The sequence below is a fragment of the Streptomyces sp. NPDC060064 genome, assembly GCF_042736455.1.
Lineage (GTDB): Bacteria > Actinomycetota > Actinomycetes > Streptomycetales > Streptomycetaceae > Streptomyces.
Genome location: NZ_JBHWWF010000012.1, coordinates 46254 through 64048 on the forward strand (window position 1 = coordinate 46254; position 17795 = coordinate 64048).

Genomic DNA, 17795 nt, shown 5'->3' on the forward strand with positions numbered 1-17795 from the left:
GGCGGCCTTCACCGGTCGGTTTTCAGCGGTTGAGTTTCAGGGTCGGGTTTCAGGGTCGGGTTTCAGGGTCGGGTTTCACCGGTCGGCGGTCGGCGGGGCGCCGTCGTCCGGCGGGCACCCCTCACACGCTCACACCGGCACGTGCACGGCCTCCACCCGGCTCGCCACCAGCCGCTCCCGCTCCCGCCGTACCGTGCGCGCCCGCAGCCGCAGAATCTGCGTGATGCCCAGCGTCTCCAGCACGAACACCGACGAGAACGCGATCCGGTAGTTGTCGCCGGTCGCGTCCAGCAGCACCCCCACCGCCAGCAGCGTCGTCATCGAGGCCACGAAACCACCCATGTTGACGATTCCCGACGCCGTCCCCTGCCGCTGAGGCGGATTGGCCGGCCGGGCGAAGTCGAACCCGATCATCGACGCGGGCCCGCACGCCCCGAGCACCGTGCACAGGGTGATCAGCAGCCACATCGGGGCCCGGTCACCGGGGTACGCGATGGTGGCCGCCCACAGCAGCGCGGTCGCGCCGACCGTGCCGAGGGCCAGCGGGACCCGTGCCGCGTGGTGCCGGGCGATCACCTGCCCGTACACCAGCCCGACCACCATGTTGCAGAGCACCACCAGCGTCAGCAGCTCACCGGCGGTCTCCCGGGAGAGGCCCTGTGCCTCGACCAGGAACGGCATCCCCCACAGCAGCAGGAACACCATGGCGGGGAACTGGGTGGTGAAGTGCACCCACATGCCGAGACGAGTGCCGGGTTCACGCCAGGACTCGGCGATCTGCTTCCGTACGAACGCGGATCCCGCGTGCTGGGTGGGCGGTGGCTCATGGCCCTCCGGGTGGTCCTTGAGGAAGAGCGACAGCAGCACCAGCACGACCAGTCCGGCTGCCGCGCTGCCCGCGAAGGTGGCGGTCCAGCCGAGGCCGTGCAGCATGCGCGCGATGACGACGGTCGAGACAAGGTTGCCCGCCATCCCGAAGAGCGCGGCGACCTGCCCGATCAGCGGTCCGCGCCGGGCCGGGAACCAGCGCGAGCCGAGCCGCAGCACGCTGATGAAGGTCATGGCGTCGCCGCAGCCGAGCAGCGCGCGCGAGGCGAGTGCCGTCCCGTACGACGGTGAGAGCGCGAAGCCCAGCTGCCCGACGGTGAACAGCACCACGCCGAGGGTGAGGACCTTCTTTGTGCCCAGGCGGTCGACCATCAGACCGACGGGTATCTGCATCCCGGCGTAGACCAGCAGCTGAAGGATGGAGAAGGTGGAGAGTGCGGAGGCATTGACGTCGAAGCGGTCGGCGGCGTCGAGGCCGGCGACGCCCAGCGACGTACGGAAGATGACGGCGACGAAGTAGACGGCGACGCCGATGCCCCACACCGCGGCGGCGCGGCGGCCGCCGGGTGGATCGCCGGGCAGCGCGACGGCGGAGGCGCTCATCGGACCTCGCCCCGCGCCAGATTGCTGAACCAGCCGACGTGCCGGTGCACGAGCGCGGCTGCCGCGTCCGGGTCGCCGGCGCGCAGAGCTTCGAGGATCTCGCTGTGTTCGGCGACGTTCTTGGCGATCCGGTCGGGGTGGGAGTGCATCACCGCGACGCCCATCCGCAGCTGGCGGTCGCGCAGTTGGTCGTAGAGGCGGGAGAGGATCTCGTTGCCTCCGCTGCGTACGATCTCGGCGTGGAAACAGCGGTCGGTGACGGCAACGGCCGCCAGGTCGCCCGCCTCGCCCTGCCGCTTCTGCTGCTCAAGGAGCTCTTCGAGCCGGGCGAGCAGCCGCGGCGACGCCGGTACGGCCTTGCGGGCCGCGTGCTCCTCGACCAGCAGGCGGGTCTCCACCACATCCGCGATCTCCTGCGCGGAGACGGCGAGCACGAGTGCGCCCTTCTTCGGATAGAGCTTGATCAGGCCCTCGACCTCGAGCTTGAGCAGCGCCTCACGGACGGGGGTGCGCGAGACGCCGACCGCGTCGGCCAGCTCGCCCTCGGTGAGGAGGGTGCCGCCCTCGTAACGGCGGTCGAGGACTGCTTGCTTGATGTGGGTGTAGACGCGTTCTGCGGCGGGAGCGGCGGCGGGCATGCGCACAGCTTAGATACAACACAGGTGCATCAGAAAGCCGGGTCCACGATGCAGGACGGGGCCCGGGCGGACGAAGTGGACACAACTATCGTGCCGTCGCGTACATCCCTTTGGCGTACTCATGTGTCTCGTATCGAGACCCTCCTTGCACCCCGGGTTCTTTTGGTCCCTTTTCAACCCATTCGCGGATTCGGAGCGTTCCCTTTGATGTCCAGTCACACCGGCCTGCGCAGAGCCGCCACGGTCGTCCTTGCGGGAGGCCTGCTGCTGACGGCCTCCCCCCTCGCCGCGCCCGCCCAGGCGGCGCAGCCGATCCCGGCCATAAACGCCAAGGGCGGCTTCCTGCTGGACCAGGCGACGGGCAAGGCGGTCTACGGCAAGGCCAACGACATCCGCCGCCAGATGGCCAGCACGACGAAGGTCACGACGGCGATCGTGGTCCTCACCACCCCCGGTGTCGACCTCAACCGCAAGGTGACCATCAAGCAGGCGTACCGCGACTACGTCGTCCGGGAGGGCGCGAGCACCGCGGACCTGAAGACGGGCGACAAGCTGACTGTCCGTCAGCTGCTGTCCGCGCTGATGCTGCCCTCCGGCTGTGATGCCGCGTACGCGCTGGCCGACACCTTCGGCACCGGCACGACGACCGCCGCGCGCACCAAGTCGTTCATCGGGAAGATGAACGCGAAGGCCACCCAGCTCGGCCTGAAGAACACCAAGTACGACTCGTTCGACGGCATCTCCTCGGCCGGCAGCAACTACACGACCCCGGCCGACCTCGCGAAGATGGCCCGGCACGCCTTCAGCAGTGCCACCCTCCGCGACGTCGTCAAGGCGACGCAGTACAAGACGACCGCCACGACGAGCACCGGCGGCACCCGCACGTACACCTGGTACAACACCAACAAGCTGCTCGGCTCCTACAGCGGCGCCGTCGGCGTCAAGACCGGCTCCGGCTCGACGGCGGGCTACTGCCTGGTCTTCGCGGCCACCCGCGGCACCAAGACCTACGTCGGAGTCCTCCTCGGCGAAGCCGACCCCAACGTCCGATTCACCGACGCGGGCAAGCTGCTGGACTTCGGCTTCGGTTCCAGCACCACGCGGACCATGGAGCTGCGGACCCTGCCGAAGGGCACCCAGCGCGACTGATCCGGCCCCGCAGCACCCGAGACGCCGACGCGATCCGCGTCGGCGTCTCGTTGTGACCGCACCCGGCGGACCGTGTCAGCCGGGCAGCCAGCCCGCCTCCGCCGCCGCCTCGAGCGCCACCCGCTCGAAACGCTCGGCCGACGGGGGCGCGAGGTCCGGCAGCACGAGCGCAACCAGCAGCCGGTCGTGGGGCTCGGCCAGCGGCAGCCACCGCAGCCACGGGGCGAGTCCGTCCGCGGAGGCCTCGCCGACCAGGGCGACGGTCTCCGCGTCGCGCAGTACGCGCTGGGTGGGGTCGAAGGCCACCGGCCGTTCGACCAGCCGGGGCCGTACGCCGGCCCGGCGGAACAGGTCGACCAGCTCGTCGTAGTGGGCCGGGTTGGCCTCGCGCGGATGCGCCAGCACCGGGAACGCGGCGATCGCCGCCGGGTCGACGACCGGTGCGGCGGCCGCGAGCGGATGGCCCGAGGCGACCAGGATCCCTCTGCGCTCCCAGCGCAGCGGCCGCACGCGCACACCCTCGGCCGGCTCCGGAGTACGCGCGATACCGACATCGGCACGGCCCTCCAGCACGGCCCGACCGATATCGGGCGTGCGGAGCATCTCGGCGCTCACCTCGATGTCGGGGTGGTGCCGGTGCAGGGACTCCACCAGGTAGGGGACGGTGCCGTACCCGGTGCTCGCGCTGTAGACGATCCGGATCCGGCCCAGCTCGCCGCGGCCCGCGCGGCGCGCGGCGTCCCAGACCTCGGCGAGCGCCGCCAGCGCGGCCGGGCCACGTTCCTGGACCGCGCGGCCCGCTTCGGTCAGCCGCACCACGCGGGTGGTCCGCTCCAGCAGCCGTACACCCAGCTGGGACTCCAGGCGGCGGATCTGCGCGCTCAACGCCGGTTGCGCGATGTGCAGTTGCTCGGCGGCGCGGGTGAAGTTCCGTTCCTCGGCGACGGCCAGGAAATAGCGCAGCAGCCTGGCCTCCGGAATCATGGAGCCAGCATACGGATCGCGGTTAATTCATAACCGCTGCCTATGAGTTGAGACCAGCGCGGTCTTTCCCCTGCGCCGTTTCCCGCTCCTACCGTGCTGGCATGAGACTCGTCATCGCCGGGACCATGTCGCCCGGCACCACCGCGGTGCACTTCGCGGAACTCGCAGGCGCCAGGGGTCACGACGTAGGCCGACTCGGCACCTATGACGAGGTCGGGCCCGTCCGCCGGGCGCTCACCGGCGCCGACGCCGCCGTCCTCGTCCCCAAGCGCGGCGATGCCCGGCTGCACGCCCAGCAGGCCATGCGTACCCTGCTCGCCGCTGCCGCCGAACTGCCCACGCCCCCGCGCATCATGCTGGTCAGCTCGTTCGTCGTCGGCCATGGCAGGGCTCACCCGCTGAGCCGGGTCGATGCCACGCAGCTGCCCGCCAGGATCGCCTCCGAAGAGGATCTGCGCGCCAGCGGGCTGCCGTACACGATCGTCCGCCCCACCTGGCTCACCGACGATCCACCCGGTGCGCACGCCATCACCCTCACCCAGGATCCGCACGCCGACGGCATGGTCTCCCGAGCGGACATCGCGGTGGCACTGATCGCGGCCATCGAGAGCGGGAGCGCCGTCCGTACGACCTTCGGGCTGTTCAGCGAGCCGGGCACGCCACCTGCCGACTGGGCAGCCGCATACGCCCGCCTCCAGCCCGATGCGTACACCGGACCCGACCCCGACAAGGAACTCGTATGAAGCTGCCCGAGGCCCAGCACGCATGGGAATCGACCTTTCTCACCGACGAGGAGGGCCGTCCGCTCGCCCCGCGCTTCCACCGGCTGCTCATGCTCGACGTCGTGGACCACCCCACCGCCGCGGACGCCGAGCGCCTCGAGGGTGCGCTCGCCGCCCTGGAGGAGCGTTTCCCGCACGGACCCGACGGACTGCTCACCTGCCTGGGCTGGGGATTCGGCTGGTACGCGCAGCACACCGCCATCCGCTCCCCTGTGCCCCGCGCCATCCCCATGGCCCGCTGGGAGAATCCGAAGCTGGAGGACATCGCCGCCTGTCTGCATCTTGCGTCCGACGACGAGGACCGCCTCACGGAGGTCACCGACGCGCTCTTCGGACCCGGCCCGCTCGACCAGCGCGCCCGGCTGCGGATACGCGAGGTACGCACCGGTTTTGTCGGGAGGGGGCTGCCCGCCGAGCGGCTGCCCGAGCGCGGGCTCTCCCCGAAGGCGCCGCTGCTGCTCGGCTTCCACTCGGGGCTGCGCGGCAACCAGGCGACCGAGGAGAGCATCACCGTCCCCGAAGGCCCACTGGCCGGCGGCACCACCATGCATGTGAGCTATATCGAGCTCGACCTCGACAGCTGGTACGAGCAGGACCGCGACACCCGCAGTGCCCGGATGTACGCGCCCGGCATCGGCGCCGACGAGGCCGAGAAGCTGGTGGACGACGCGGAGAGCGACGCGGGCCGGCTCCCGGCGCTGGCCGTCGCGCACGGACAGGTGGGCCATGCGCAGGCCACCGGCCGCGCCAGGCTGTACGGACGCCCCCGCATCAACCGGCGCGACTTCGCGACGCTCGACCATGGTGCGCCCGGGACACATTTCGTGTCCCTGCAGCGCACCATGGAGGACTTCAACGCCACCCGCGCGGTGATGAACGCGGCCGACGCTCGCGGGCATCACGGCGACATCGGGGTCCGCCGCAACAACGGCATCAACTCCGTGATGGAGGTACGGAGCCGGGCGACCTTTGCCGTACCGCCGCGGGCCGCCCGCGCGTTTCCGAACCTGCGGAGCTAGGGCGACGGGCCCGTCCGGCAACCGGTGTGTCCTCAGTCGCCGGACGGGCCCTCATGCGCCGCCCGCTCCGCGAAGACCTCGCGGGCGGCCGTGATGCCGTTGATCGCGGCGGGGAAGCCCGCGTAGACAGCCATCTGCAGGATGGTCTCCACGACCTCGTCCTGGGTGCCGCCGACATTGAGCAGCCCGTTCACATGCACCTTGAGCTGGGGACGGGCCGTACCCAGCGCGGTGCACGCGGCGATCGTCACCACCTCACGGGCATGCAGGTCGAGACCGCCGCGTGTGTAGATGTCCCCGAAGGAGAACTCCACGATGTAGCGGGCGAGATCGGGAGCGATGTCCTTGAGGCTCTCGATCACCGCCTCGCCCGCGTCGCCGTCGATCTCGGCGAGCGCGTCCCAGCCCCGGTCATAGCGCGGCGCATCGTCGCTCTCGCTGACGGCGTGCGGGGCCTCGTCGCTGCCGTCCGTACGCTCCGCGAACACCGCCTTGGCGACATTCAGACCGTTGATGGCCGCCGGGAATCCCGCGTACACCACGACATGAAGGATCGCCTCGACAATCTCGCGCCGCGTCACACCGATATTGAGCGCTCCGTGAATATGGAACTTCAGCTGCGGTGCGGCATGCCCGAGAGCCGTCAGGGCGCCCACCGTCGCGAGCTGCCTCTGCCGCAGGGTGAGTGAGGACCGTGCGTAGATATCGCCGTAAGGGAACTCGACCGTGAACCGACCGAGGTCGGGGGCGATGTCGGAGAAGCTGTCGAGCACCGAAGGGCGTTCCTCGGCGGCGAGCTGCTGCAGGATTGCCAACCCCCTGCTGTAGCGGTCCTTCCCATCGTCGTGAGACTCAACTGCCATGCCTGGATGACTCCTTGTTCCATGGTTCAGGACCTGCGCCGGCTCAGTTCCGGCGCCGGCTCAACTCCGGAAATTCCGGGTTCGTAGCCATGATCCCACCCTCGCCCCAGCGATTCTGGGGAATCTCCTGAATGACCACCGCTATCTTGTCGAGCGGTGCTCCGGTGACCTTGTGTGTGACCTTGGTGATCTCCTCGATCAGCTCCTGACACTTCTCATCCGTCTGATTCGGCCACGTGGTCACAGTGATGAACGGCACAGCCACCAACCTCAATTCATTCCGTCGTTACGAATTCGTGAAATTCCGGCTTCTGAAGTTTCAACTGGGCATGAATATCGCCGCCCAGACCGAACCAGCCGATGGCACCGCCGTAGTTCTGCTGATAACTCATCCACAGCACCACGACATTGATGATCCGGTTCGCTCCCGGTGTGCCGGGCGCCGGGAAGGGATGCGGCATGGTCGCGCGGTAACGCGCGCTGCCGTCCTCGTCGGTGACGAAGACATTGGGCACACCCAGCGGACCGGGCCTGGTGGGCCCTGCCGGGTCCAGGTCGTGCTGACGCAGGGACATCACGGTGTAGAGGCTGCTCGGGACCAGCCCGCCGAACTCCATCCGGAATACGGCGCCGCGGCCGTCCGGAGTGAGTTCCACCTCCAGTACCCCCTCCGCCCGGACCCACCGGCCGAGCGTGATCGGCTCGGTCACCTTGGGCCCGTCCTCGGGCCGCAGATCGGGGATCGGCGCCTGATGGAGCGGATAGCTCGGCCGTACGATCTCGTTCGCGTCGGGCCGCTGCTCGGGTGCGAAGACCATCGGGTAGTTGTTGCACGGCAGTGGAAGCGGAAGCGTATGCAGCACCATGTCCCGGTCCGCCGGGTCGAGTTCGCTGCCCAGCTCGCGTACGACGGTGTACGGGAGCTGCTCGCCGAACGCCGGCAGATCGCTCTTGGGGCTGACGATCGCGGACCCCCAGGACCGTTCGACACTGCCCGAGGGCCCCTCCCGGTTGATCATTCCGATCACCACGAAGTCGCCGTCGGCGTCGACGATTTCACTGGGCGGATACGACGGCCCCTGGGTGGTGGGGCTGAGCCGGTAGCTGCGCGAACGGCTCATCGCGAACCACTCCCTTCTGCTGTGTTGTCCCGGAAACCGAGCGCCGCGAGTGCGGCCGCGAGTCCCACGGAGCCCGCACCGGTGGCCACCACGGCACCCCAGCCGCCGCCGGTCCACACCGGGCCGAGCGCGGCGCTGGCGGCGCTGCCCGCGAGCAGACAGACGAGCATGTACATGGACGAGGCGGCGCCGCGCTGTTCCTGGGGCACGGACTGAGCCAGCAGCACCAGCACGGCCGGCTGGCACGAGAAGACGCCCAGGAAGAGCAGCAGCATCCCGACGACCAGCAGCGCGGTGCCCGACGCCGCCCCGAGCGCGGCGACACCGGCCAGCACCAGGCCGAGTCCCAGCAGCACCACTTGGCGCGGCGCGATCCGGCTGCTCAGCCGTCCGGCGAGCGGTGCGCCCAGCACGCCGGTCAGACCGATCAGGCTCACTGTGCCGATCGCACCGGCGCTGTAGTGGAAGGGGGCGCCCTGCAGCCGGTACGTCAGAAACGTGACGAGTCCGAGATAGCCGAAGAACAGCAGCGCCCCGACCCCGAACAGCCGCACCACGGGCCCCTGTCCGAACATCCGCAGCGCCGCCAGATACGCCTGCCCCACCGGCTTGCGGGTCCGTCGGTCGCCCGCGCGCGGTGTCGGCAGCAGGCGCAGCAGCACCGCGGTCAGCACATTGAGCACCGCGAGCAGCAGCACCGCCTTGTGCCAGTCGGCCCACCCTGCGACGACGCCGGTGAAGGAGCGCCCGAGGGTGATGCCGGCGACCGTGGCCCCGATGATCAGTCCGAAGAAGACACCGACCAGACCGTCGGGAGCGATCCTCGGCATCAGCGCGATCATCGCGGCCGGTACCGCGGCGGCCGCGATCCCGGCCACGGCGAGCAGCAGCGCGAACACGCTGAAGTCGGGCACCACCGCCGCAAGGGAGATCAGCGCGGCGACTGTCAGCGCTCCGCTGCCGCCCAGCACCTTGCTGCTGAACCGGTCGGAGAGCGGCCCGAAGAGAAAGAACGACAGGGCGTACGCGAAGCTCGCCACGGTGAAGACGAACCGGGCGTCCTCCGGGCCGACCTTCAGTGATGCGGCGATCTCGGGGAAGACCGGCTGCGTCATATAGATGGTGGAGACCGCGCAGCAGGTCGCGGCCGCGGCGACGACGGCCGCGCGCCAGGCCGCCGCCCTGGAACGCTCGGCAGCGGAGGGGGATGTCTGGGCCGTGGTGACCATCTCGGCTTCCTCCACCTACAGCGCCACCGAGGCGCCGCCGTCGACGGTGATCGAGGCACCGTTGATCTGCGCGGCGCCGGGCGACACGAGATAGGCCACCGCCTCGGCGACATCGGCGGGCGTCGGCAGCGATCCGTACGGCGTCTTGCCGAGGAAGTCCTCGCCCACCTGCTCGGGGCTGATGCCGAAGCGCCGGCCGAGGTCCGCGAGGGTCTGCGTCCACAGATCGGTGTCGGTCGCTCCCGGGTCCACGGTGTTGACCCGCAGTCCGCTCCTGCCCAGGTCGCGGGAGATCGCCTTGGCGAAACCCCCGAGCCCGGCGTTGGTGACTCCGTTGATCACAAAGAGCGGATCGGGCTCGCGGCGGAACGAGCCGTTGATGAAGACGATCCGGCCCGCTCCGCGCTCCACCATGGCCCGGGCGACGGCCCTGGTGAGCCGTATCGCGCCGAACAGCTTGCTGTTGACCGTGGTGTTCCACTGCTCGTCGGTGGACTCGAGCAGGGGAGCCACCGGTCCGTCGCCCGCGGCGTTCACCAGCACATCGATCCGGCCGAAGCGCCCCACCACCCAGGCGATGCCCTCTTCGACCGACGCGGTCTCGTTGATGTCGAGGACCACGGCGGTGAGCTCGTGCGTTCCGTCGCCACTCTCGGCGAGCCGCTCGGCGATGCGCTTGCGGGCCGCTTCCAGCCGGGCCGCGTCCCGGCCGAGCAGCACCACACGCGCCCCGTCCGCGGCCAGCCGCTCCACAACCGCGCCGCCGATTCCGCCGGTGGCGCCGCTGACGACGGCCACATCGCGGTCCGTCTCCTTCAGCTCAGTCATCGTTGCGGCCCCTCAGTTCTCGACGCGGGCGTAGATCCGGGTGTAGAGACCCCGGTCGGTGATGTACGTGTCCCCGGCCTGCTTGACGATGTCCTGGTACCGGGGAGAGGTGAACACCGCCTGGTAGACGTCGGGTTCGACGGAGAATCCGGAGACGAACAGCACTCCGGGCTCGGTGCTCAGCAGGGAGTGGTAGGCGAGGAAGACCTCGACCTCGTCGTGTGTGCGTACGACGTCGAAGATCGTGCGGTCCCGCCACTCCCGGTAGGCGTCGTGCACCGGAGGCTTGACCTCGACATGCCTCAGCTGGATGTACGGAGTCGCCGGCAGCGGCTCGTCGGTGTCCTTCGGCGCCTCGACGAACTCGACGACCTGGCGGCGGAAGTCGCCGCCCAGAGCGGGCGCGATGGTGGCCGCCAGCTCCCGCTGGGCCGCATCGCGCTCGGCGATCTCCGCGAGGCCACTGACCGGAGTCAGCTCCACCAGCAGACCCGCGTCGTCGAGCGAGCGGTAGAGCACGGAGCCGGCGTGCTCGGAGGCGGCGTTGTGCGCGGTCCAGGCCGCGACGGTCTTGTCGATCTCTTCGCTCTGCACCGGCACTTCGGTCACGAGCAACAGGCGTGCGGACACGAGGATTTCCTCCTGGAAAATGGAGTGAGAAGTGAAGAGGTCAGGCGCTGGTCTCAAGGAGACCCTTGAGCGCCTTCTGGGCCTTGCGGCGCTCGAGTACAGCGATCTTCTGGCTGGGAAATCCGGAGAAGCCGACCCGACCGGAAGCCGTCAGTTTTCCGCTCTGATACAGCTCCACATCGAGGGCGAAGTCCAGCTGCCTTTCCGGCTTGTCGACCGAAAGCTCGTTCACGGTGCAGCGTATTTCCGCGGGAAGCGGGAAGAGGAAGTTCTCGAACGTCAGGTTCATGGAGTTCCAGACGATGTAGAAATCGCTGAGCGGCCAGCGGTTGCGGTACCCGCACTCGAAGACTCCGACGAACAGCTGGCGCACCGCCTCGACGATGACCATGCCCTGGACATGCTCTCCGGTCTGGTGGTCCAGCAGCAGTTCGTTGTCGCCGTGCACCCGGATGTCGGCGGTGTAACGCGCGCCGTCCACGTGGCGGAGGTTGGCCAGCAGAACGTTGTTCTCGCTGTGTTTGTGCACTACATCGCGGCCCTCGGGCTCCACCTGCTCGCCGGTGAAGCGGATCCGGTCGGTCAGTTTGCGCCGGTCGATGGCCTGCTGGAGGTAACCGCGCTCGAAGCTGCCGACGCCCTGGCCGCCGTGCAGCAGGACCTCGCCCTGTCCGTCGTCGAACACGCCCTTGTTGATCTCCGCGGTCAGCCCGGAGATGGTGCGGACGTCGTCCGAGTGCACAAAGCCTGTGAAGCGGTCCGCGACCACCATGACGTGGGTGCTCATCTACTGTTCCTCTCCCGGTAATTGCGGCGTAACAACCGCACAGGAAGTACGTCATGGACATTAGTTTCCTGAATTCCCGCGGCACAACTGCCAGACCGGGGTGGCCGATCGGCTACGCCGCCCGATGTGACCTGCAAGCATCGCCTAGATACTCGTTGACGATCTCTCAATTCAATGAATACTTTCGAAGCAAGCAAGCTTCCATGGAATTCCCTATATCCGGCACCACTTGGAAGACTTCGACGAGGCTTCGACAAGGGGATGAATGACATGGTTTCAGAACCGGAAAGTCACCACAGGGCCGCGGTCATCACCGGTATCGGTTCCTGGCTGCCGGCCCGAGTGGTCACCAACCATGAGCTCTCCGCCGAACTGGACACCAGCGACGAATGGATCCGCAGCCGTACGGGCATCGCCCAGCGGCATGTGATCGACGAGGGCATGGCCACCTCGGACCTCGCCGTCGAAGCGGGCCTGCGCGCCCTGAAGTCGGCCGGCGCCTCGGACGTGGACGCAGTGGTGGTGGCCACCACCACGCCGGACAGGCCCTGCCCGGCCACCGCACCCGATGTGGCCGGACGACTCGGCCTCGGCCCCGTACCCGCCTTCGATGTGTCGGCCGTGTGCAGCGGATTCGTCTACAGCCTCGCCGTCGCCTCGGGATTCATCGCCGCCGGTATCGCCGAGCGGGTGCTGGTGATCGGCGCGGACGCGTACTCGACCATCCTGGACCCGCAGGACCGCACCACCCGTGCGGTGTTCGGGGACGGGGCGGGCGCCGTGGTGCTCCGTGCCGGCAGAGCGGACGAGGAGGGCGCGCTCGGACCGTACGACCTGGGCAGCGACGGCGCACTCGCCGATCTGATCACGGTGCCCGCGGGCGGTTCCCGGCAGCGTTCGGCCCCGCGGCAGAGCGTCGAACGGGCCGACCACTACTTCCAGATGCAGGGCAAGCGGGTCTACCGCAATGCCGTGGCCCATATGTCGCAGTCCGCACGGCGGGTGCTGGCGAGCGCGGGCTGGACCACCGACACCCTCGATCACGTCGTCGCCCACCAGGCGAACCAGCGCATCCTCGACGCCGTCGCCGCGGAACTGGAGATCCCGAACGAGCGGCTCGTCTCCCAGATCGAGCGGGTGGGCAACACCTCCGCCGCCTCGATCCCGCTCGCGCTCGCCGACGCCGCCGCCTCCGGCTCTCTCCGGCAGGGTCAGGGCGTCCTGCTCACAGCCTTCGGCGGCGGGCTGACCTGGGCCTCGACCGTGCTGCGCTGGCCGGATGTCACCGCAGTCACCGCTTGACGTCAACCACCGATGAGGAGAAGTGACCCATGAGCGACCTGAAGAGCCGGGTGACCGGAATCCTGGTCTCCACGTTCGGCCTCGAGCCCGCCGCGCTGGCGGACAGCCCGACGCTGGAGTCCCTGGAGTTCGACTCGCTGGCCCTGGTGGAGTTCGCCACCGCCCTGGAGAACGAGTTCTCCATCCCGGTCGACGAGGAGGAGATCACCGTCGAGCACACCCTCGACGATGTGCTGAACCTGCTGTCGCAGAAGCTCACCACGGCAGGAGCCGGCACCTCCTGACGCCACCGGCTCCTGAAGCGTCAGTTCCTGAACCACCAGTTTCTGAACCACCCCACGACAGATGGCCGTCCCCGCACCCGGGGACGGCCATCCATCTGTGTCCTGCGGTCCCGTCAGGCCAGCAGCCGCGCCAGATGGCGTCCGTAGTCCGACGAACGCCCATAGGTGTCGATGCTGTTGGCCACATCGGCGGCGCCGATGAATCCCATCTGGAAGGCGACCTCCTCGATACAGGCGATCTGCACCCCCTGCCGCGTCTGCACGGCATGCACATAGCCGGCCGCCTCGAAGAGGCTGTCGTGGGTGCCGGTGTCCAGCCATGCCGTACCGGATCCCAGATTCACCAGCCGCGCCCTGCCCTGCTCCACATAGCGCCGGTTGATGTCGGTGATCTCCAGTTCGCCGCGCGCGGAGGGCGACAGCTCCGCCGCGTACGACACCACGTCGTTGTCGTAGAGGTAGAGGCCGGTGACCGCCAGGTCCGACTTGGGCTCGGCGGGCTTCTCCTCGATGTCGAGCAGCCGGCCCTCCTCGTCCAGTACCGCGATGCCGTACCGCTGCGGATCGTCGACCTGGTAGCCGAAGAGAGTCGCCCCCTCGAGCTGCGCGACCTCCTTGCGGACGGTGGTCGGCAGATCCTGTCCGTGGAAGATGTTGTCGCCCAGCACCAGGCAGACCTGGTCGTCACCGATGAAGCGGCGGCCGAGCAGAAATGCGTCGGCCAGGCCACGCGGCTCGTCCTGCTGGGCGTACTCGAGCCGGATACCGAGCCGCTCGCCGTCCCCGAGCAGCCGGTGGAAGTCCTCACGGCTCTCGGGGGTGGTGATGATCAGGATCTCGCGGATGCCCGCCAGCAGCAGGACGGAGAGCGGGTAGTAGATCATGGGCTTGTCGTAGACCGGGAGCAGCTGTTTCGATGTCACCGAGGTCAGCGGCCGAAGCCGGGTGCCGGCGCCGCCCGCCAGGATGATTCCACGCATCAGCGATTCACCTTTTCTTCAGTGCTGTCCACCAGTCGCGGTTTTCCCGGTACCAGTCGATCGTGTCGGCGAGTCCGGATGAGAAGTCGTGCCGGGGCTCATAGCCGATTTCCGCGCGCGCCTTCGACCAGTCCACGGAGTAGCGGCGGTCGTGTCCTTTGCGGTCCTCGACGTACTCGATCATTTCCCGGCCGTGGCCCAGGGCATCGAGGAGCAGATCGGCCAGTTCAATGTTGGCCAACTCCTGTCCGCCGCCGATGTTGTAGATCTCACCCGGCTGCCCCTTCTCCAGCACCAGCTGGATACCGCGGCAGTGGTCGTCGACATGCAGCCAGTCGCGCACGTTCGTTCCGTCGCCGTAGAGCGGTACCTTCTTCCCTTCGAGGAGATTGGTCACGAACAACGGGATGACCTTCTCGGGGAATTGGTACGGGCCGTAGTTGTTGGAGCAGCGCGTGATCCGTACGTCCATTCCGTACGTACGGTGGTACGCGAGGGCCAGGAGGTCCGAGGACGCCTTGCTCGCCGCATAGGGCGAGTTGGGGTTCACCGGGTCGGTCTCGGGCCATGAGCCCCGCTCCAGCGAGCCGTAGACCTCATCGGTCGAGACATGCACAAAGGTGCCGACCTCATGCCGTCGGGCCGCGCTGAGCAGCACCTCTGTGCCGAGCACGTTCGTACGGACGAAGACCGACGCTTCGGCGATGGACCGGTCGACGTGCGATTCGGCGGCGAAGTGCACCACGACGTCCTGGCCGGCCATGACGGCGCCGACCACTTCCGGATCGCTGATGTCGCCGTGCACGAACGTCAGGCGCGGATCGGCCAGATGTGGCGCGATATTGCGCTTGTCTCCGGCATAGGTCAGGTTGTCGAGCACGGTGAGCCGTTCCACCGCGCGGCCGAGCAGATCGTTGCCGAGGAGGCTGCGCACATAGTGCGAACCAATGAAACCTGCCCCGCCGGTAACCAGAATGCGCATGGAATTCACCTGTTCAGCATTCGAGGACGATTGCCGACGACCCTGCCAGCGCCACCGTCCGCCCGACAAGGCGCTTCTGGGCTGCCCGTGAGGTACGCACCAGATGGCTACACCCAAGGGACTGATAATTGGCGGGCGTTGACCGAAGGAAAATTGATTCCTTATGTTCGAGCAATGCGAATTCTGGCGACCAGTGCTCCCAACCAGGGGCATCTCTATCCAATGATTTCGACGCTGTGGGCATTGCGGAACGCCGGTCACGAGGTACTGGCCGCGCTGCCCGACAGGTTCGCGCGGCTCACCGCCGAGGCGGGAATCTCGTCCGTGGCGGTCGCCGAGGACTTCCGGCTCGGCGACCTCGGTACCCGAAGGGCCCAGCAGGGCTCGTCGATCGAGGAGCTGACCGACCACATCATCGACTACTACGTGCCGGCCACCGAGCGCACCGTGGACCGGACCGTGGCGCTGGCGAAGTCCTGGCGGCCCGATCTGATCGTGTGCACCGACTGGGAGTACGCGGCGCCCCTGGCGGCCGACCTGGTCGGCGTGCCGACGGTCCTGCACGGCTGGGGCCTGCTGGCGGACACCGCGGTCGACGAGCCGATCGCCGAGGCGCTGCGGCCGGTCCGGCGCAAGTGGGGTCTCGGCGAGGAAGCGCACACCCACTGGAAGATCATCGACAACTGCCCGCCGGAACTGCAGTGGCGGACCCCGCCGGCCAACGCCGTCCCCAGCCGGTACGTCCCCTTCAACGGGGCGGGCCTGATGCCGGACTGGCTGTTCGAGCAGCCCGAGGCGCCGCGGGTGCTGGTCACCCTCGGCAACGCGCCGATCGGCGGTGACCACGCCAATGTGCTCCAGCGCACGGTCCAGGCGCTGACCGCCTTCGACATCGATGTGATCATCGCAGTCGGCGACCACATCAAGCTGGACCAGCTGGGCGACCGACCGGCACGCACCCGGCTGATCCACACTCTGCCGCTCTCGCAGGTGCTGCCGTCCTGCACCGCCGTCATCCACCACGGCGGCGCGGGCAGCGCGATGGCCGCGACCGTCGCCGGCATTCCTCAGCTCGGACTGCCGCAGATGTGCGTCCAGTACCAGCACGCGGACCGGATCGCGGCGGTCGGCGCCGCGCACGTACTGCACCCGGAGGAGGCCTCGGTCGAGGCCATCAGGGAGTCCATGCACAGCGTGCTCGAGGACCCCGGTCTGCGGGAGGTCGCGGGGCGGCTGCGGCACGAGAACGCCGCGCGCACCGGTCTCGACGAGACGGTCCGCCTGCTCGAGACGGCCTTCGACACCGAGGGCCGCTGACCGCGATCGGCCCTGCTTTCTCTCCCTCTCCCGACGAAGACAAGGGGTCCAGTGTGACCAGCGCACCCGTACAGAGCCCGGCGCCCGGCTCGGACAGCCGCGAAGAGGCCAAGGCCCAACTCCTCGACGCCGTACGCAAGTTCCACCAGTCAGAAGAGTCGGACCGGCCGTTCGTGCCCGGTGTCACTCCGCTGTACTCCTCCGGGCCGGTCTTCGACGACGAGGACCGTGTCGCGCTCGTCGAGGCCGCGCTCGAGATGCGGATCGTCGCGGCCAGGTCCGCGCAGGAATTCGAGAGCCGCTTCTCCAAGACCATCGGCGTACGCAAGTCGCACCTGGTGAACTCCGGCTCGTCCGCCAATCTGCTGGCGATCAGCGCACTGACGTCACCGCAGCTCGCCGACCGGCGGCTGGTTCCGGGCGACGAGGTGATCACGGTCGCCGCGGGCTTCCCGACCACCGTCAACCCGGTGCTGCAGAACGGCCTGGTGCCGGTGTTCGTGGACACCGAACTCGGTACCTACAACGCGAGCGTGGACACGATCGCCGCGGCGATCGGCCCGAAGACCAAGGCGATCTCGCTCGCCCACACGCTGGGAAATCCTTACGCGGCCCGCGAGATCGCCGAGCTGGCCCAGGAGCACGAGCTGTGGCTCGTCGAGGACAACTGCGATGCGCTGGGCGCTCGGTACGACGGCCGGCTGACCGGCACGTTCGGCGATCTGTCGACGCTCAGCTGCTATCCCGCGCACCACATCACCATGGGCGAGGGCGGGGTGGTCTCCACGAGCGACCTGCATCTGGCGCGTATCGTCGAGTCACTGCGCGACTGGGGCCGGGACTGCTGGTGCGCGCCCGGCGAGGACAACAAATGCGCCAAGCGGTTCCGCTGGCAGCTCGGCACCCTGCCCGAGGGCTATGACCACAAGTACATCTACTCTCACGTGGGTTACAACCTCAAGGCGACCGACAGCCAGGCCGCGCTGGGCCTCACCCAGCTGGCCAAACTGCCCGTCTTCATCGAGGCCCGCCGGCGCAACTGGCAGCGGCTGCACGACGCGCTGGCGGATGTCCCCGGTCTGCTGCTGCCGAGCGCCACGCCGAACAGCGAGCCGAGCTGGTTCGGCTTTGTGCTCACCGTGCTGCCGGACGCGCCGTTCACCCGCCGTGAGCTGGTGGCTTTCCTCGAGGCGAGGAGCATCGGCACGCGCCAGGTCTTCGCGGGCAATCTGACCCGGCACCCGGCGTACCAGGGCACCACCTACCGCGTGGCAGGCGATCTGACCAACAGCGACATCATCACGGAGCACAGCTTCTGGATCGGCGTGCACCCCGGTCTCACCGACGAGAAGATCGACTACATGGCCCAGTCCGTGACCGATTTCGTGCGCAGCAAGGGGCGTTGACCGTCCGTACTCCGGTCGGCACTTGCGATGAAGTGCGCTCCAACTCGTAGGTTGTCTGTCGGC

The 17795-nt window shown here is 68.5% G+C and carries 19 protein-coding genes; 7 read left to right on the plus strand and 12 right to left on the minus strand.

Going from position 1 to position 17795, the window contains the following annotated elements; translation table 11 throughout:
• Positions 1–129: 129 nt before the first annotated feature.
• Both ACFWDI_RS16325 and ACFWDI_RS16330 read right to left on the minus strand, forming a co-directional pair.
• Entirely contained in the window at positions 130–1431 is a 1302-nt protein-coding gene (locus tag ACFWDI_RS16325; RefSeq protein ID WP_385304511.1) for a nitrate/nitrite transporter, read from the minus strand.
• Positions 1428–2069: a GntR family transcriptional regulator gene (locus tag ACFWDI_RS16330; protein ID WP_327324897.1), complete on the minus strand. Its 642-nt coding sequence runs from the start codon at positions 2067–2069 to the stop codon at positions 1428–1430. Before ACFWDI_RS16330 ends, ACFWDI_RS16325 begins: the two co-directional genes overlap by 4 nt.
• Before the next feature lie 207 nt (positions 2070–2276).
• Between ACFWDI_RS16330 and ACFWDI_RS16335 the strand changes: the two genes are divergently transcribed.
• Positions 2277–3218 (plus strand): D-alanyl-D-alanine carboxypeptidase family protein, encoded by a 942-nt coding sequence (locus ACFWDI_RS16335; RefSeq protein ID WP_385304515.1) that lies wholly within the window; start codon positions 2277–2279, stop codon positions 3216–3218.
• A 75-nt stretch (positions 3219–3293) separates the two neighbouring features.
• Here ACFWDI_RS16335 and ACFWDI_RS16340 read toward each other — a convergent pair whose 3' ends face one another.
• Positions 3294–4202, minus strand: coding sequence for a LysR family transcriptional regulator (locus ACFWDI_RS16340; RefSeq protein ID WP_385304516.1), 909 nt, complete (start codon positions 4200–4202; stop codon positions 3294–3296).
• Positions 4203–4303: 101 nt separating this feature from the next.
• Here ACFWDI_RS16340 and ACFWDI_RS16345 point away from each other — a divergent pair, with 101 nt between their 5' ends.
• Both ACFWDI_RS16345 and ACFWDI_RS16350 read left to right on the plus strand, forming a co-directional pair.
• A complete protein-coding gene (locus ACFWDI_RS16345; protein ID WP_327324894.1) occupies positions 4304–4945 on the plus strand; it encodes an NAD(P)-binding oxidoreductase in 642 nt (213 codons plus the stop codon).
• Positions 4942–6003 carry a hypothetical protein gene (locus tag ACFWDI_RS16350; RefSeq protein WP_385304519.1) on the plus strand — a complete coding sequence of 354 codons (1062 nt, stop codon included), beginning with the start codon at positions 4942–4944 and terminating at the stop codon, positions 6001–6003. The genes ACFWDI_RS16345 and ACFWDI_RS16350 overlap by 4 nt, the downstream gene beginning before the upstream one ends.
• A 32-nt stretch (positions 6004–6035) precedes the next feature.
• On the opposite strand, the gene ACFWDI_RS16355 is transcribed toward ACFWDI_RS16350, so the two are convergent.
• Genes ACFWDI_RS16355 through ACFWDI_RS16385 form a run of 7 tightly spaced genes read right to left on the minus strand, consistent with a single transcriptional unit; the run spans position 6036 to position 11461 of the window.
• Positions 6036–6866 carry a carboxymuconolactone decarboxylase family protein gene (locus ACFWDI_RS16355; RefSeq protein WP_385304521.1) on the minus strand — a complete coding sequence of 277 codons (831 nt, stop codon included), beginning with the start codon at positions 6864–6866 and terminating at the stop codon, positions 6036–6038.
• A gap of 43 nt (positions 6867–6909) precedes the next feature.
• On the minus strand, positions 6910–7125 hold the full coding sequence (locus ACFWDI_RS16360; RefSeq protein WP_385304524.1) for a 4-oxalocrotonate tautomerase family protein: 216 nt from the start codon (positions 7123–7125) through the stop codon (positions 6910–6912).
• Positions 7126–7141: 16 nt separating this feature from the next.
• Positions 7142–7987, minus strand: coding sequence for a hypothetical protein (locus ACFWDI_RS16365; RefSeq protein ID WP_385304526.1), 846 nt, complete (start codon positions 7985–7987; stop codon positions 7142–7144).
• Entirely contained in the window at positions 7984–9216 is a 1233-nt protein-coding gene (locus tag ACFWDI_RS16370) for an MFS transporter (protein ID WP_385304527.1), read from the minus strand. Before ACFWDI_RS16370 ends, ACFWDI_RS16365 begins: the two co-directional genes overlap by 4 nt.
• A gap of 15 nt (positions 9217–9231) precedes the next feature.
• Positions 9232–10044 (minus strand): SDR family NAD(P)-dependent oxidoreductase, encoded by an 813-nt coding sequence (locus ACFWDI_RS16375; protein WP_385304528.1) that lies wholly within the window; start codon positions 10042–10044, stop codon positions 9232–9234.
• Positions 10045–10056: 12 nt separating this feature from the next.
• Complete coding sequence (locus tag ACFWDI_RS16380) at positions 10057–10674, minus strand: hypothetical protein (protein ID WP_385304529.1); 618 nt, start codon at positions 10672–10674, stop codon at positions 10057–10059.
• A gap of 40 nt (positions 10675–10714) precedes the next feature.
• The gene (locus tag ACFWDI_RS16385) at positions 10715–11461 is read right to left on the minus strand and encodes an AfsA-related hotdog domain-containing protein (protein WP_385304530.1); all 747 of its coding nucleotides are present in this window, start codon (positions 11459–11461) and stop codon (positions 10715–10717) included.
• Between the two features lie 270 nt (positions 11462–11731).
• Between ACFWDI_RS16385 and ACFWDI_RS16390 the strand changes: the two genes are divergently transcribed.
• Both ACFWDI_RS16390 and ACFWDI_RS16395 read left to right on the plus strand, forming a co-directional pair.
• Complete coding sequence (locus tag ACFWDI_RS16390) at positions 11732–12763, plus strand: beta-ketoacyl-ACP synthase III (RefSeq protein WP_385304532.1); 1032 nt, start codon at positions 11732–11734, stop codon at positions 12761–12763.
• Positions 12764–12792: 29 nt separating this feature from the next.
• The gene (locus ACFWDI_RS16395; RefSeq protein WP_327324884.1) at positions 12793–13047 is read left to right on the plus strand and encodes an acyl carrier protein; all 255 of its coding nucleotides are present in this window, start codon (positions 12793–12795) and stop codon (positions 13045–13047) included.
• 113 nt (positions 13048–13160) lie between these two features.
• On the opposite strand, the gene rfbA is transcribed toward ACFWDI_RS16395, so the two are convergent.
• Positions 13161–14027 (minus strand): glucose-1-phosphate thymidylyltransferase RfbA, encoded by an 867-nt coding sequence (gene rfbA, locus ACFWDI_RS16400; protein WP_327324883.1) that lies wholly within the window; start codon positions 14025–14027, stop codon positions 13161–13163.
• 7 nt (positions 14028–14034) lie between these two features.
• Positions 14035–15009, minus strand: coding sequence for a dTDP-glucose 4,6-dehydratase (rfbB, locus tag ACFWDI_RS16405; protein ID WP_385304534.1), 975 nt, complete (start codon positions 15007–15009; stop codon positions 14035–14037).
• A 174-nt stretch (positions 15010–15183) separates the two neighbouring features.
• Between rfbB and ACFWDI_RS16410 the strand changes: the two genes are divergently transcribed.
• Both ACFWDI_RS16410 and rfbH read left to right on the plus strand, forming a co-directional pair.
• Complete coding sequence (locus ACFWDI_RS16410) at positions 15184–16326, plus strand: nucleotide disphospho-sugar-binding domain-containing protein (protein ID WP_385304535.1); 1143 nt, start codon at positions 15184–15186, stop codon at positions 16324–16326.
• Between the two features lie 53 nt (positions 16327–16379).
• Complete coding sequence (gene rfbH, locus ACFWDI_RS16415; protein ID WP_385304537.1) at positions 16380–17732, plus strand: lipopolysaccharide biosynthesis protein RfbH; 1353 nt, start codon at positions 16380–16382, stop codon at positions 17730–17732.
• Positions 17733–17795: the final 63 nt, after the last annotated feature.

What these genes read in the sequence shown, in the direction of transcription:
- ACFWDI_RS16325 (WP_385304511.1), bottom strand. Translation starts at nt 1,431, where the DNA reads ATGAGCGCCTCCGCCGTCGCGCTGCCCGGCGATCCACCCGGCGGCCGC.
- ACFWDI_RS16330 (WP_327324897.1), bottom strand. Translation starts at nt 2,069, where the DNA reads ATGCCCGCCGCCGCTCCCGCCGCAGAACGCGTCTACACCCACATCAAG.
- ACFWDI_RS16335 (WP_385304515.1), top strand. Translation starts at nt 2,277, where the DNA reads ATGTCCAGTCACACCGGCCTGCGCAGAGCCGCCACGGTCGTCCTTGCG.
- ACFWDI_RS16340 (WP_385304516.1), bottom strand. Translation starts at nt 4,202, where the DNA reads ATGATTCCGGAGGCCAGGCTGCTGCGCTATTTCCTGGCCGTCGCCGAG.
- ACFWDI_RS16345 (WP_327324894.1), top strand. Translation starts at nt 4,304, where the DNA reads ATGAGACTCGTCATCGCCGGGACCATGTCGCCCGGCACCACCGCGGTG.
- ACFWDI_RS16350 (WP_385304519.1), top strand. Translation starts at nt 4,942, where the DNA reads ATGAAGCTGCCCGAGGCCCAGCACGCATGGGAATCGACCTTTCTCACC.
- ACFWDI_RS16355 (WP_385304521.1), bottom strand. Translation starts at nt 6,866, where the DNA reads ATGGCAGTTGAGTCTCACGACGATGGGAAGGACCGCTACAGCAGGGGG.
- ACFWDI_RS16365 (WP_385304526.1), bottom strand. Translation starts at nt 7,987, where the DNA reads ATGAGCCGTTCGCGCAGCTACCGGCTCAGCCCCACCACCCAGGGGCCG.
- ACFWDI_RS16370 (WP_385304527.1), bottom strand. Translation starts at nt 9,216, where the DNA reads ATGGTCACCACGGCCCAGACATCCCCCTCCGCTGCCGAGCGTTCCAGG.
- ACFWDI_RS16375 (WP_385304528.1), bottom strand. Translation starts at nt 10,044, where the DNA reads ATGACTGAGCTGAAGGAGACGGACCGCGATGTGGCCGTCGTCAGCGGC.
- ACFWDI_RS16385 (WP_385304530.1), bottom strand. Translation starts at nt 11,461, where the DNA reads ATGAGCACCCACGTCATGGTGGTCGCGGACCGCTTCACAGGCTTTGTG.
- ACFWDI_RS16390 (WP_385304532.1), top strand. Translation starts at nt 11,732, where the DNA reads ATGGTTTCAGAACCGGAAAGTCACCACAGGGCCGCGGTCATCACCGGT.
- ACFWDI_RS16395 (WP_327324884.1), top strand. Translation starts at nt 12,793, where the DNA reads ATGAGCGACCTGAAGAGCCGGGTGACCGGAATCCTGGTCTCCACGTTC.
- rfbA (WP_327324883.1), bottom strand. Translation starts at nt 14,027, where the DNA reads ATGCGTGGAATCATCCTGGCGGGCGGCGCCGGCACCCGGCTTCGGCCG.
- rfbB (WP_385304534.1), bottom strand. Translation starts at nt 15,009, where the DNA reads ATGCGCATTCTGGTTACCGGCGGGGCAGGTTTCATTGGTTCGCACTAT.
- ACFWDI_RS16410 (WP_385304535.1), top strand. Translation starts at nt 15,184, where the DNA reads ATGCGAATTCTGGCGACCAGTGCTCCCAACCAGGGGCATCTCTATCCA.